Genomic DNA, 14,478 nt, shown 5'->3' with positions numbered 1-14,478 from the left:
TTCTCCTCTTATATTAAAGCTTTGCGAATGACAACATTCACGCCTTTTGGTGCCCAGCCAGCGATAACGCCTGGTTTAGTGATAGTAATCCAACCTAAGCCAGCAAAGACCAAATCTGACCGTTCCTTAATTGAAAACTCAAAGCGTACCAACTCAGGAAACTCCGCTAGTTCATCCTCAGCTGGTGGTTGCAATAATCCGCCGACATGCTTTTCATAGAAGGCATCCGCTTTCTCCAACTTGGTACGGTGAATGAGTAAGTCATTCGCAAGATAGGCAGTAAAGGAACTTTTTTCCCCTTTAATAAAATCAAAACGTGCAATGCCACCAAGGAACAAGGTTTGTTGTGGTTGCAATTGATACGTTTTGGGCTTAATTTCTTTTTGTGGTGCAACAATTTTTAGATCCTTTTTCCCTAAATAATGGGCCATTTGATGGCGATGGATAATTCCTGGTGTATCAATCATTACCGCTCCATCTTCTAAAGGAATCTCGATTTTATCTAGCGTCGTTCCAGGGAAACGAGAAGTCGTAATCAACTCTTTTACACCTATTGCTTGTTGGATAATTTGGTTAATTAAGGTCGATTTACCAACATTGGTTACACCAACAATATAAACGTCGCGCCCTTTTCGGTATTGCTCGATGGTCGCTAACAAACGCGTGATTTCTTGATTTTTCTTTGCACTAGTCAATAGAACTTCTACTGGACGCAACCCTTCTTCAAAGGCACGTTCTTTCATCCATTGAATCAGCTTAGGTTTTTTTAGTGATTTAGGAAGCACATCCACTTTGTTGCCGACCATAATAATGGGATTATCCCCAACAAAACGGTGCAAACCTGGAATCAATGAACCATTAAAATCAAAAATATCCACCACATTAACGATTAATGCATCTGTTTTCCCAATTTCATTTAGTAATTGTAAAAAATCATTATCCGTCAAGGCAACATCTTGGATTTCATTGTAATGTCTTAGACGAAAACAACGCTGACAATACATTTCTTCATTCTCAAGACCTTTTTCAATTGCTGCTTTCGGTGTGTACCCTAACTCATTGGGATCTGTCGTCTGAATGGTCACACCACAACCTATACAATGCCACTGCTCTGTCATTTTATTTCTCCTTGCCATATCATATCAGGATTCTTTTTTTGGAGATGCTTCATTATTTTACGTTCACATAAGCGATTAAATTGTGTTTTCCAACTATCTGTTTGCACGATTGGTCGCACTAAAATACTGCGAAGACCCACACGATGAGCTGCGCGAATGTCAGTCATAATTTGATCACCGATCATTACGACTTCCTCTTTTGGCAGACCTAGATGCTCAACACCTTCACGAATTCCTTTTCCTAGAGGCTTCAATGCTCGTGCAACAAAATCTACCTCGAATTTCTCAACTGCCACACGTACACGAGCGTGATTATTATTTGAAATGACAATGACCGGAATGCCTGCATCTTGTAGACTCTTTAGCCAACTTTTTAATTCCTCTGTTCCATCTGGATTATTCCAAGCGATTAATGTATTGTCTAAATCTGTTAAGACACCTTTAATGCCATGTCTCTTTAGTTGTTCGGGGGTAATTTGATAGATGGCATCCACCATCCATGTTGGTTTAAAATTTGAGAACATAGTAACTCCTTATCCAAAAAATGAAGGAGTACAATTGTACTCCTCATACGCTGATTATACACGATTTATTCCTAAATTAAAAGATTTCAAGAGCGAGTGACTTCTAGTTGCTTTGTCGGATGCAAGAATTGAAACGCTCCTTCATTCTCTAATTCATAACCTAATTGGAATAATAAGTCTTCGCGACCTTTCGCTGACTGTAATTGAACACCGAGCGGCAAGCCATTTTCAGCCACCCCCATCGGTAAACTAATGGCAGGTTGACCAGTCAAATTAGCTAATTGGGTGTACGGCGTTAGATGAAGACTTTTTTCAAACATATTATAAACGACCTCTTCCGTCTGACTAAAAGGTAGTGTTTGGATTGCATGCAGTTGTTCACGAATAGCATCGCTTTGCAAATCGGTCGCAAGCTTAGGAGCAGTCGTCGTAGCGGATGGTGACAACAACACATCATAGTCTTGGAAAAATGCTTCCATACTTACAGCTGCTTGATCCCACACATGTAATGATGCTACATATTGTGAAGCGGGCATTTTTTTTCCTGATTGATAAATCCCCCAAGTCATTAATTCCATATCCTTCATTGTAAGCGGACGCCCCATTTGCTGTTCAATACTTTCAAACATCGCAGCGGTGTCAGCACCATTCATCCGATAGTAGGCTTGCATCAAGGCTTTGCCATCGATTGGATACGAAACTTCTTCTACTTCATGCCCTTGTTGAACAAGCAAGTCAATCGTCCGTTTCATCACTCGCTTGGCGTCTTCACTGACCCTATTGCCAATTGGTGAATCGATAAAAAAGCCAATCTTTCTTTTTTTATGGGGAGCCGCTTGATGATGCTGCCACTCGGCCCATGGTGCTTGATAGGGTGATTGATTCTCCTTATCTCTTAGCAAATAAAACAACGTCTCGGTGTCTCGCATTGAGCGGGTCATCGCAAAACTGACTGAAGCCCCTTGCCACGAACGGTAATCACCTGGCCCAACAGGCATCACGCCTCGGCTAGGTTTTAAGCCAATTAACCCAGAAAAGGAAGCAGGAATGCGGATTGATCCCCCGCCATCGCTAGCTGTGGCAATCGAAAACATTCCAGAAGCGACTGCCGCCGCCGCTCCCCCACTTGAGCCACCGGGAGAATATGCTGTATGCCACGGATTTTTGGATACGCCATATAATTGCGGATCAGTGACATTTTTAAAGCCAAACTCTGGCGCATTGGTCTGACCGAATGGGATAAAGCCCAGCGTTTCTAATCGATGGACAAAGTGACTTGTCATACTAGCCTTTTCATCTTTAAAAAGGATTGAACTCGCTGATGCAGACCATCCCTTTTTGACGTGTCCTAGAATTTTTAATGGAATTGGTAGCCCTGCAAATGGCAAGTTTTGCCAATCGGTCTGTTGCAATTGCGCAACATATGCTGTTTGATCATAGTGAACCAACGCGTTTAATTGTTCATTTTGCGCACCTATTGATTTCATACATTCCGCAAGTAATTCTTGATGACTGATTTTTTTAGTTTTCAAAAGCGAAACCAAAGATAGTGTATCGTACATATTTTTTCCTTTCTCGTGCCTTATTGAATCCAAGGGAGGTCAACAGATAGACTTTGATGGAATTGCTTGGCCGCTTGCCTCTCGATTTTTTTCGTAGCTCGTCTTTGTTCGTAGCCACTGCAGACCATTTTTTCTTCATCACTTTGCGCAACCACGAAGGGCACTTGGAAATCAGGCTCTTCATTCATAAATGACACAATCGCTACATACGTAACAAAACAACTCGCTGCCAAATAGCGCTCACCGGTCACCAAATCTTCTCCGATAACCTTCACAAATACTTCCATCGAGCGGTGATGAACACCAGAAATAAAGCTTTCCACGCAGCAAGAGTGATTGGCATGCAGGGGATGAATAAAGGTCAACTGATCGACTGAGGCTGTTACAGCACCTCGCCGACAATGCCGTGATACTGATATAGAAGCCGCATCGTCAATGTAGGTCATTAGCTTACCACCAAAAAGATACCCAAACGGATTTAAATCAAAAGGAAAAACGCGATGGGTTTGAATAACTTTTGATTCCTTGCAATATTTTGTTTCCATTTTTTCACCTCATATTTAACCATTAATCGTTCAACTCATTATACCTATAAATTTAAAGAATTGACAAAAAGAAAAAGAGTTGTGACAGAATTGTTCCGCTACAAGCAAAAAGACCAAAAACACCCAGAAGTTAGCTCTCGTACTTTTGGGTATTTCTGATCTTTTCGTAATTGCTATCTTTTACGTCAGGATTTAGTAGCACAAAACAAGTCTTCAGATTTACCGGACTTGAATGTAGCCTTTACCTAACTTGTTTTCCCATAATTTTAATAGCTGTGAGGTCACAAACGTCATAAAGAAATACAAAACCGCTGCCACGTAGAGTGGTTTTAAGGGAATGAACGAAGAAGTAATCACAATCTGCGCGCTATTCATTAATTCATAAATCCCCAACGTTGAAAGCAAGGAAGAATCTTTGATTAAGACAATAAATTCATTGCCAAGCGATGGCAAGATATTGCGTAATGCTTGCGGAAAAATAATGTAACGCATCGTTTGCGGTCCATTCATCCCCAATGATCGCGCAGCCTCAAATTGCCCACTATTAACCGCATTGATGCCACCACGAACAATTTCAGCGACATAGGCACCAGAGTTCAATGACAAAGCTAAAATTCCTGGAAATAATCGGCTAAAATCAATTTGCAATACACCAATTGTAACAGGTGGCAGCGTGACTACTTGGTGAAACAAACCGTTGGCAATTAAGATTTGAACAAGCATGGGTGTTCCTCGAAAGACAGCGATATAAGTAGATGCTACCCATTTTAAAGGAGCAATGCTCGACCGTTTCATCAAGGCTAAAAAAACGCCAAAAACTGTACCAAAAACAATCGTAACGACTGAAATCATCATTGTTATGACGGAACCTGAAAGAAAATAAGAATAATACTCCTTTAAAAATGAATAATCCATGTGCTACCCTCTTCTCTTAATTTGATGCATTTTCGTTTGCTAAATCTGTATTTTTTTGTACATATTCTTTGATCGTACCGTCAGCAATCATTTTTTCTAAAGCTGAATTGATTTTGTCTGCAAGTTCTGTGCTTCCTTTTGGCATTGCAATGGCATAAGCATCTCCCTCAGCCGTTTCCAATTTGGCATCAGCAATTGCTAAATCGTCATTTTGAGCCACATAAGATTGAGCAACGGCACTTTCGACGACCGCAGCATCAATGGAATTTTGCTTCAACTCAACCATTAAATTCGGCACTTTCGCTAAAGAAACAATCTGGGAATCTGGCAGTTGATCTTTAACAATCGATTCTTGAATGGAGCCTTTTTGGGCGCCAACTCTTTTGTTTGCTAAACTATCTAAAGTCGTATACTTACTGACATTGGCTTTATTGACAACTACTAATTGCTCAGGTATAAAATAATTGACCGAAAAATCGAAAGTCTTCTTTCGTTCATCCGTCGCTGAAATACCCGAGACCGCAATGTCAACTTGACCTTGCTCTAGTGAAGCTAGTACGGCATTGAAATCCATATCGACGTATTCTACTTTTACCCCTAATTCTTTACCGATTGCATCCATCATATCAATATCGGCACCGACGATCGTGTCTTTCCCATTCACCATGGTATGAAATTCAAATGGTGCAAAGTCTGCAGAAGTTCCAACTTTAATGACACCCGCTTTTTTAATTTCACTCCATTGATTGGAGGCATCTGAAGAAGACTTCGTACTGGAAGAACTAGAGGAACTTGTCGTAGATGAACTACATGCTCCTAACACCATCAACGCTACCACACTTACCAAACCAATTAACCCTTTTTTCATCTCATTCGCCCCTTTTAATTTTTATACAATATTTTTAGATATTTTTAATATATATGCATAATAACATAGATTAGATGCAGAATAAAGGACATTTTTATAAAAAATTTGGATAATCTTTATATTTATTCAAAAAAAGGAATGTGACAAAATCCCGTCACACTCCTCTTAAACATACCTATCTTCCAATAAACGTTTAATATGCACGGTACCGATTGTACCTATTTTGTACCAATTCCTCTTCATCCAAAGCCATCAATTCGGTTAATTTTCTTGATATGTCCTCTTTCAAACGGGTAACAATCTCTTCTTGAGGAAGAGGACGACCACGAAACGTCTCTGGAATCACACGCTCGATGACCTTCATTTGCTTTAGCTCGCTTGCGGTGATTTTCATTAACTCAGCCGCTTCCGGCGCTTTCTTGCCATCTTTCCATAAGATTGATGCAAATCCTTCAGGTGATAATATCGCATAGATCGAGTGCTCCATCATCCATACTTCGTCTGCTGCGGCTAGAGCTAAGGCACCACCACTACCACCCTCACCGATAATGATGGCTAAAATAGGTGTTTTAAGGTCAGACATTTCGAGTAAGTTTCTAGCGATGGCCTCGCCTTCTCCGCGCTCCTCTGCCCCAACCCCGCAAAATGCACCAGCTGTATTGATTAGCGTCACGATGGGGCGCTGGAATTTCTCTGCTTGCTTCATCAAGCGCAATGCTTTACGGTAGCCCTCTGGATGAGGTGACCCAAAATTTCGGCGTAAATTCTCAGGTAAATTTTTTCCTTTTTGAATACCTACTACAGTCACCGGCTTGCCTGCCAAAAGCCCAACACCACCAACAATTGCTTCATCATCTGCATAAAGACGATCCCCATGAAATTCTTGAAATTGATCAAAAACTTCCTGAATGATATCAAGCGAGGTCATGCGGTCTTTGTCACGTGCGAGCGACACGATTTCATAAGCGTTCTTTTCCATGCTTACCAGTCCCCCTTTTGGTGCAATTGAATCAACGTAGCTAAACGAGATTTTATTTCTAAACGGGGGACGATTTGATCAATGAAGCCGTGCTTTAATAGAAATTCCGCTTTTTGAAAATCTTCAGGCAGCTCTTGTTTAATCGTCTCTTCAATCACTCGACGCCCGGCAAATCCAATCAACGCTTGTGGCTCTGCTAAAATAATATCGCCTTCCATCGCGAAACTCGCAGTCACTCCACCAGTCGTAGGATCTGTCAAAATAGCTATGTACACTAACCCTGCATTACTATGACGCTTGACAGCTGCTGAAATTTTAGCCATTTGCATCAAGGAGAAAATACCTTCTTGCATCCGAGCACCTCCGGAAGCTGTAAACAAAATAACCGGTAATTTTTCACTTGTTGCTCGTTCAAAGAGCCGAGTGATTTTTTCTCCAACAACCGTCCCCATACTTCCCATAATGAAATGGGAATCCATAATGCCAATCGCAATTTCTTTTTGATCAAGTAACGCTTTGCCAGTTAATACCGCTTCGTTTAAATGCGTTTGTTTCTGTGCTTTGACAACTTTCTCACGATATCCAGGAAACGTCAAAGGATCTTTCGTTACCAAATTTTCATCCCATTCTTCGAAACTTTGCTCATCAATCGTTAACGCCAAGCGTTCCCATGCACGAATGCGGAAATTATAGCCACAGTTAGGGCAGACTTTTTCAGCTCCCATTTCTTTGGTATATAGGATATGTTTACAGCTCGGACATTTCGCCCACATATTGTCAGGCACGCTTGGTTCAGGATTCGTTGGTTGATGTCTATTTGGAGAAATGCGAATATAATCTTTTTTCTTCTTGAATAATGCCACTACGCCTCACCTCTAATCTTCAGGTTGCCAATTTGGTAGAAAGTCTTCTTGTAAAAAGGCCGTCGTATAATCACCGGCAATCACATTTGGATGACTAATCAAATCCATTTGAAACTCTGCATTGGTTTGTACACCTTCTGTTAATAATTCACCCAGAGCTCGTTGCATTTTCATTAACGCTTCAAAGCGATTCTCACCATGGACAATAATTTTTGCAATCATCGAATCATAGTATGGCGGAATTGTATACCCTGAATACATCGCACTATCCACTCTAAGCCCCATCCCACCACTTGGAAGCAATAAATTTGTAATCTTTCCTGGTGATGGCGCAAAATGAAAAGCAGGGTTTTCTGCATTAATTCGGCACTCGATGGCATGTCCTGTAAATGAAATATCCGCTTGTTCAAGATTCAATGGTTGTCCATCGGCAATTTCAATTTGCTTTTTGACAATATCGACTCCCGTCACCATTTCAGTGACAGGATGTTCCACCTGGATACGGGTATTCATTTCCATGAAATAAAAATGGCCGGCTTCGTCTCGTAAAAACTCAATTGTTCCGGCATTTTGATACTTCACTGCCTCTGCTGCTTTCACAGCTAGTTCGCCGACATAGGCACGATCACTAGTAGACAAAGCGACAGATGGCGATTCTTCGAGCACTTTTTGGTTGTTTCGTTGCAGTGAACAATCACGCTCACCTAAATGAACGATTGACCCATACTCGTCACCTAAAATTTGAACTTCAATGTGACGAGCTGGATAGATGATTTTTTCCATGTACATATCGCCATTGCCAAATGCTGCTTGGGCTTCTTGTTGAGCGGAGGAGAATAGACTTGCTAGTTCTTTTGGACTCGGTACTTTACGAATCCCTTTACCGCCACCACCAGCTGCTGCTTTCAGCATGACTGGATAGCCAATCTCCTCTGCTAATGTCAACGCTTCATCCATCGTTTTTAGAACACCTTCAGACCCAGGAATCACCGGTACTTTTGCATCAATCATCAATTGACGAGCATGAATTTTATTGCCCATTTCATCGATGGTTTGACTATTTGGCCCGATGAATTTGATTTGACATTCTTCACACATTTCGGCAAACCGGCTATTCTCTGATAAAAAACCAAAACCAGGGTGAATCGCCTCCGCTTTGGTCACGATGGCTGCGCTCAAAATTTGTTGCACATTTAAATATGAATCGGAAGCTTTAGCAAGGCCAATACAAATGGCCTCATCAGCTAGCTCCGCATGAAATGCTTCTCGATCTGCTTCGGAATAGACAGCTACTGTGCGTATACCTAACTCGCGACAGGCACGAATTATTCTGACCGCGATCTCTCCACGGTTTGCAATCAATATTTTTGAAAACATGTGTTCACCTATCCAATCATAAAGGTTAGCTCAGCTTCAGCTACTTTCTTCCCATCGACTTTGGCAATTCCCTTGCCCATGCCAGCATTGGCTTTCACTTTTAATAATTCTACTTCTAGTATCAGGGTATCACCAGGTGTAACTTTTTTGCGAAACTTCGCTTTATCGATCCCACCAAAATAAGCGGTCTTGCCTTTGAATTCCTCAATCGACAGTAATGCTACCGCGCCAGCTTGGGCCATCGCTTCAATGATTAAGACACCTGGCATGACTGGTTCATGCGGAAAATGTCCCTGAAAGAAAGGTTCGTTAATCGTTACATTTTTTTTAGCAATAATGCGTTCTCCGACTACTAACTCTTCTACACGATCAATTAATAGCATCGGATAACGATGAGGAATAATTTCTTTGATTTCTGTAATTGATAGACTTGTCATCGACTAACTCTCCTTTATTTGAATCAATGGTTGACCAAATTCTACCACTTCTTCATTTTCAACGTAAATTGCCGTTACTTCACCATTCACATCACTGACAATTTCATTCATGACTTTCATCGCCTCGATAATACATACTACTTCACCAACTTTAACTTGATCACCGACTTGTTTAAAGACGGGCTTATCGGGATTTGGTTTTAGATAAACGACTCCCACAAGTGGTGATTCAATCTGGTGGCCGCCTTCACTGGCTACAGGGGCTGAAGCTGGTGTTTCTTCAGTTGGTTGAATCTGAGGAGCAGCTACTGGGGCGCTAGGGCTATAAGCAACCTCTTCTTTTCGCGAGGATGCTCCACATTGTTGATTTTTATTTAAATACAATTCAAACTGTTGTTCTTGCATGCGAAATTCAGTTAATTTCGAGTCATTCACCAAAGAAATAAGCTCTTTTATTTCTGAGAAGTTCATTTTTCTTCTCCCCATTTCTTCATTAAAATAACGGCATTGTGTCCGCCAAATCCCAACGAGTCGCTCAATGCGTACTCAAAAGTTGCAGGAATACTCGTATTTTTTACGACGTTCAGATTTATCGATGGATCTTGTTCATTCACATTGATATTCGGTGGAATAAATTGGTGCTGTAAGGCCAAAATGGTCGCAATCGCCTCTACACCTCCTGCGGCCCCTAGTAAGTGACCAGTCATTGACTTGGTACTACTTACATATGTCTCCAAATAGCTATCACCCAATCCATATTGAATAGCAGTCGCCTCTGCACCATCATTCGTAGGTGTGCTTGTGCCGTGTGCATTCACATAGCCGACTTGCTTGGCTTTAATGTTCGCTTCGGTCAATGCTTGCTTGATTGCTTTGCCGGCACCTGACCCATCAGGATTTGGCGCTGTCATATGATAGGCATCACAGGTGGCACCATAGCCGACTACCTCCGCTAGAATGGTGGCCCCTCTTTTTTGAGCATGTTCTAATGATTCGAGCATAACCACCCCAGCTCCTTCACCCATTACAAAGCCACTTCGTTCATTATCAAACGGAATGGATGCTCGGTTAGGATCTTCTTCTGTTGTCAAGGCGGTCAAAGAAGCAAAACCAGCAATACCAATTTCGCAAATCGTTGCTTCGGATCCTCCAGCTAAAATCAAATCTGAATACCCATGCTTAATATTACGGAATGCTTCGCCGATTGCATTGGTTCCTGTCGCACAAGCGGTTACCGGTGAATAACAAACGCCTTTCGCTCCGACACGCATGGCAATATTTCCTGACACCATATTGACGATTGAAAGTGGGACAAACATCGGTGATACGCGCTGAGCTCCCTTGGCATTCATGCGCGTTACTTGATCTTGAATGGTCGGTAATCCACCGATACCAGACCCAACAATGACACCAAAACGATCTGTATCAATCTCGTCAATCGAAATGTTCGCCATCGCCAATGCATCTAGGGCTGCATGAATACCATAAATAGAAAACATTTCCATTCTCTTAGTATCTTTTTTAGTAAAATATTTCTCTAAAGGAAACTCTTTCACTTCACCGGCAACATGAATGCCCGTTTCCTCAGCGTCAAATTTCGTTATCGGTCCAATGCCGTTTGTTCCCTCTTTTAGGCTTGTTAAAAAGGTGTCTGCATCATTTCCAATTGGAGAAACGACGCCAAATCCTGTAATTACTACTCGATTCATTTTTTTCCTCCTTTAATCATGCATGACTAGACCGCCATCAACATTGACGACCTGTCCTGTAATGTACGGGCTTTTTGCCAAAAACACAGCTGTTTGCGCAACATCTTCAACAGTGCCAAATGATTGCAATGGAATGGTTTGTGTCACTTGTTGTTTGACCTTATCAGAAAGCACCTCTGTCATATCGGTCTGAATAAACCCTGGAGCAATCGCATTACACGTAATTCCTCTTGCAGCAGCTTCTCGGGCCACCGTTTTCGTAAAGCCAATCACCCCTGCTTTACTTGCAGCATAGTTGGCTTGACCGATGTTACCAATTAATCCCGAAACACTTGATAGATTGATGATTGTCCCGCTGCGTTGCTTCATCATTTTCTTAACGATTAATTGGGTCATATTAAATGTCCCGACTAGATTGATTTTTAAGACATCTTCAAAATCACTAGGTGCCATACGCAACAATAATTTATCATTCGTAATTCCCGCATTATTTACCAACACAGAAATAGCTCCTAATTGAGATTCAGCTTGCTCGATCATTTCTTTAGCAGCGTCATAATCTGAGATATCACCACTAATTCCAATACAAGTCACCCCATAGGAAGCAATCGAGTCAATCATTTCCTTTGAAATGTCTTTACGACCATTTAAAATGATGTTCACTCCTTCTTTAGCAAATGCATGGGCAATTGCTAAACCAATCCCTCTTGAACTACCAGTAATAAATGCTGTTTTTCCTTTTAATTCCATCGCTTCCTCCTATCGACAATTTGCCACTGTCTCATTTAGTGTAGGTATATTTTCGATATGACTTGTCGTAAGGGTCTTATCAATTTTTTTCATAAAGCCTGACAATACTTTTCCAGGACCAATTTCGATAAAGTTCGTCACACCTAATTGTTGCAATGTTTGGATACTATCGTAAAACCGTACAGGTGACATTACTTGTTTTTCAAGTAGTGGAATAACCTCTTCATCTGTCAATACTTCAGCGGTCACATTGCCTACCACAGGAAGTCTCATTGGTGAAAAGGATACCCGTGCCAACTCCGCTTTCAAATCACTTGCTGCTTGTTTTAGTAGCGGTGTATGAAAGGGACCACTTACTTTTAGTGGCACGCAACGACGAACACCTGCTTCTTGTAACTGCACCACTGCTTGGTCGACCGCTTCTGTTTCGCCACCAATCACAATTTGTTGGGGCGTATTGTAGTTAGCAGGAGCAACAATTTGACCAGTCTCAGAGGCAACCTTGCGACAAATTTGTTCAATTAATGCAGGATCAGCATTCATGACCGCAACCATCTTGCCAGATCCTTCAGGTGCACAATCAGACATGAACTTTCCTCTTTTAGCAACCAGTTGGACCGCTTGAGAAAATGTAAGTGCTTGACTAGCTACCAAAGCAGTATACTCTCCAAGACTTAGACCAGCGACAGCCTCTGCCGTAAGCCCTTCTGCTTGTGCCACCCGCAAAATTGCCGTGCTTACCGTTAGTATGGCTGGTTGTGTATATTCAGTGAGGTGCAGACGATCATTTTCTTCAAAACAAAGAGCGGCCATATCATATCCCAGACAATCACTTGCTTCTTCAAATTGTTCACGTGCCAATTTGAAATTTTCATATATATCTTGACCCATACCTGTATATTGCGACCCTTGGCCACTAAATAAAAAAGCAGTCTTCATGTATGTATTCCTTTCTAAAAAGAAAAGCCAGGCTTTCGCCCAGCCTCTAAGTATTATGCTTGTTGGTTTTCTACATATTTCACTAAATCTTCAACTGTCTTGATGCCATCTTCTGTTTCAATCTTCACATCAAACTCATCTTCAATTTCGTTAATAATTTGGAACAAATCTAAGCTATCCGCTTCTAAATCTTCTTGAATATTTGTTGTTAATTTGATTTCTTCTTTTTCTTTACCTAATTCTTCTGCCACAATTGCTTGAATTTTTTCGAATACCATTTATACATTCCTCCAAAGATTTCTTTTATAGTTATACTTGTAGCAAAAGATTGCCCCAAGTTAATCCACCGCCAAAACCAGTCAGGATAATTTTTTGCTTCCCGCCTAGTATAATCGTACCATCACCCACTGCTTCATCTAGCAATAATGGAATGGTTGCTGCCGATGTATTGCCGTAGTGCTGAATATTTTGTAAAAATTTCTCACGCGGCACTTGTAATTTTTTCGCAAAAATATCAAGAATCCGCGCATTTGCTTGATGCAACAAAAAGTAATCCACAGATTGTGCCTCATCAGCTAGTAATTCTTTGACCGATTGGACAACAGTCCGAGTCGCAAAATCAAAGATTGCTCGCCCTTCCATTTGTAAAGGATGGACGGTCTTTTGATAATCCGTCGTCTCTACTAATCCCGAGGTAAGTGCCTGACCTAGCGAGCCATTTGAATAAAGCTTTTCTTTAACAATCATCGGTTGATCACTTGCTTCAAGCACCACACCTGCTGCACCATCTCCAAACAATACTGCCGTCGAACGATCTTGCCAATCAAGCATCTTTGAGAGTACTTCTCCGCCAATCACCAATCCACACTTAGCTCCTGTTTGGATAAGTTTATTTGCCAATGATAGTGCATAGACGAATCCTGAGCAGGCGACACTAATATCAAATGCATAGGCATTCGTCGCTTGAATTGCTCCTTGCACCATGCAAGCTACTGAAGGGGTGTGATAATCAGGTGTCATCGTCGCAATAATAATAAAGTCAAGGTCACTACTTTGTTTCTTCACTTTTTGTAAAAGTGTGTTGGCGACGTGAATACATAAATCTGACGTATTCTCATTTTCTGCGATGTGTCGTTGTCTAATACCTGTTCGGCTAGCAATCCATTCATCACTTGTCTCCATCACTTTTGCTAAATCATCATTTGTCACTACTTTAGGCGGAAGGTAACTCGCAGTTGCCGTAATCCGTCCATAACTAACCATCTCATCCACTCACTTGTACTCTTGCAAAAAATTATGCAAATTATCTAGCGCTTTAAGTAACGCCGAAGATTGTTCTCCATCCATGCCCTCGATAACAGCTTTAATCATTTCTCGATGAAAGTGTTGATGAACACGAAAAATTAATTTTCCTTTTTTTGTCAAACCTAATTTCACAACACGTCGATCATCTTCACTTCGAATTCGTTCGACATATCCTTTTTTAACTAAGCGATTAATCGCAATTGTTAACGTGCCCACAGTAATAGATAGTTCATTTGCCACTTCCGTAGTTGTTTTCTTCTTGTACATACCTATCGCTTCGATGGTATGCATTTCAGTAATCGATAAATCTTTGAATTGCGATTTTTTTAATTCAGATTCTTCAATCACCAAAATATCATTGAATACTTCTACTAATAAATCGTTAATTTCTTCAAAATTTTGTTCCATAATGTGCCCACCCGGATAGTTTGATTGTCAAATGATTTGATAATCAAACTATAAATTAAGAAAATAAAAAAAGCAAGTATTAATTTATAAAAACCACTTTTCCTCATGAAAATGTGCGTATATAACTACTTTCTTTATTAAAAAAATCTTAAAATAATTTGATTGTCAAATTATTATTA

General features: G+C 40.9%; 17 protein-coding genes. All 17 read right to left on the bottom strand.

From position 1 onward, the window contains the following. Positions 1–8: 8 nt before the first annotated feature. The 17 genes from yqeH to fabT all read right to left on the bottom strand — a co-directional run bounded on the left by yqeH (position 9) and on the right by fabT (position 14,299). On the bottom strand, positions 9–1,118 hold the full coding sequence (gene yqeH / locus NE257_RS03095) for a ribosome biogenesis GTPase YqeH (RefSeq protein WP_251885757.1): 1,110 nt from the start codon (positions 1,116–1,118) through the stop codon (positions 9–11). Next, entirely contained in the window at positions 1,115–1,642 is a 528-nt protein-coding gene (locus NE257_RS03090; RefSeq protein WP_007208577.1) for a YqeG family HAD IIIA-type phosphatase, read from the bottom strand. Before NE257_RS03090 ends, yqeH begins: the two co-directional genes overlap by 4 nt. Before the next feature lie 86 nt (positions 1,643–1,728). Beyond that, positions 1,729–3,204 carry an amidase gene (locus tag NE257_RS03085; protein ID WP_251885756.1) on the bottom strand — a complete coding sequence of 492 codons (1,476 nt, stop codon included), beginning with the start codon at positions 3,202–3,204 and terminating at the stop codon, positions 1,729–1,731. 20 nt (positions 3,205–3,224) lie between these two features. Then, the gene (locus NE257_RS03080) at positions 3,225–3,749 is read right to left on the bottom strand and encodes an acyl-CoA thioesterase (RefSeq protein ID WP_007208579.1); all 525 of its coding nucleotides are present in this window, start codon (positions 3,747–3,749) and stop codon (positions 3,225–3,227) included. 219 nt (positions 3,750–3,968) lie between these two features. Further along, positions 3,969–4,664: an amino acid ABC transporter permease gene (locus NE257_RS03075; protein ID WP_251885755.1), complete on the bottom strand. Its 696-nt coding sequence runs from the start codon at positions 4,662–4,664 to the stop codon at positions 3,969–3,971. A gap of 16 nt (positions 4,665–4,680) precedes the next feature. Beyond that, entirely contained in the window at positions 4,681–5,532 is an 852-nt protein-coding gene (locus NE257_RS03070; protein ID WP_251885754.1) for a transporter substrate-binding domain-containing protein, read from the bottom strand. Positions 5,533–5,725: 193 nt separating this feature from the next. After that, complete coding sequence (locus tag NE257_RS03065) at positions 5,726–6,511, bottom strand: acetyl-CoA carboxylase carboxyl transferase subunit alpha (RefSeq protein ID WP_007208582.1); 786 nt, start codon at positions 6,509–6,511, stop codon at positions 5,726–5,728. 2 nt (positions 6,512–6,513) lie between these two features. Further along, a complete protein-coding gene (gene accD, locus NE257_RS03060; RefSeq protein WP_007208583.1) occupies positions 6,514–7,374 on the bottom strand; it encodes an acetyl-CoA carboxylase, carboxyltransferase subunit beta in 861 nt (286 codons plus the stop codon). A gap of 12 nt (positions 7,375–7,386) precedes the next feature. Continuing rightward, positions 7,387–8,751 (bottom strand): acetyl-CoA carboxylase biotin carboxylase subunit, encoded by a 1,365-nt coding sequence (locus NE257_RS03055; RefSeq protein WP_251885753.1) that lies wholly within the window; start codon positions 8,749–8,751, stop codon positions 7,387–7,389. A gap of 8 nt (positions 8,752–8,759) precedes the next feature. Continuing rightward, positions 8,760–9,188, bottom strand: a complete 429-nt coding sequence (fabZ, locus tag NE257_RS03050; RefSeq protein ID WP_007208585.1) for a 3-hydroxyacyl-ACP dehydratase FabZ — start codon at positions 9,186–9,188, stop codon at positions 8,760–8,762. 3 nt (positions 9,189–9,191) lie between these two features. Beyond that, positions 9,192–9,659, bottom strand: a complete 468-nt coding sequence (accB, locus tag NE257_RS03045; protein WP_251851377.1) for an acetyl-CoA carboxylase biotin carboxyl carrier protein — start codon at positions 9,657–9,659, stop codon at positions 9,192–9,194. Further along, complete coding sequence (fabF, locus tag NE257_RS03040; protein ID WP_007208587.1) at positions 9,656–10,897, bottom strand: beta-ketoacyl-ACP synthase II; 1,242 nt, start codon at positions 10,895–10,897, stop codon at positions 9,656–9,658. The genes accB and fabF overlap by 4 nt, the downstream gene beginning before the upstream one ends. Before the next feature lie 12 nt (positions 10,898–10,909). Further along, positions 10,910–11,647, bottom strand: a complete 738-nt coding sequence (fabG, locus tag NE257_RS03035) for a 3-oxoacyl-[acyl-carrier-protein] reductase (protein WP_251885752.1) — start codon at positions 11,645–11,647, stop codon at positions 10,910–10,912. A 9-nt stretch (positions 11,648–11,656) separates the two neighbouring features. After that, positions 11,657–12,586 (bottom strand): ACP S-malonyltransferase, encoded by a 930-nt coding sequence (gene fabD, locus NE257_RS03030; RefSeq protein ID WP_251855288.1) that lies wholly within the window; start codon positions 12,584–12,586, stop codon positions 11,657–11,659. A gap of 53 nt (positions 12,587–12,639) precedes the next feature. Continuing rightward, entirely contained in the window at positions 12,640–12,864 is a 225-nt protein-coding gene (locus tag NE257_RS03025) for an acyl carrier protein (protein ID WP_007208590.1), read from the bottom strand. A 31-nt stretch (positions 12,865–12,895) separates the two neighbouring features. Beyond that, positions 12,896–13,849 carry a beta-ketoacyl-ACP synthase III gene (locus NE257_RS03020; protein ID WP_040367358.1) on the bottom strand — a complete coding sequence of 318 codons (954 nt, stop codon included), beginning with the start codon at positions 13,847–13,849 and terminating at the stop codon, positions 12,896–12,898. Between the two features lie 9 nt (positions 13,850–13,858). Continuing rightward, entirely contained in the window at positions 13,859–14,299 is a 441-nt protein-coding gene (fabT, locus tag NE257_RS03015; RefSeq protein ID WP_251851373.1) for a fatty acid biosynthesis transcriptional regulator FabT, read from the bottom strand. Positions 14,300–14,478 lie beyond the last annotated feature (179 nt).

This window comes from Enterococcus italicus (assembly GCF_023743875.1).
Lineage (GTDB): Bacteria > Bacillota > Bacilli > Lactobacillales > Enterococcaceae > Enterococcus_G > Enterococcus_G italicus.
This window is presented reverse-complemented; position numbering and strand designations above follow the sequence as displayed.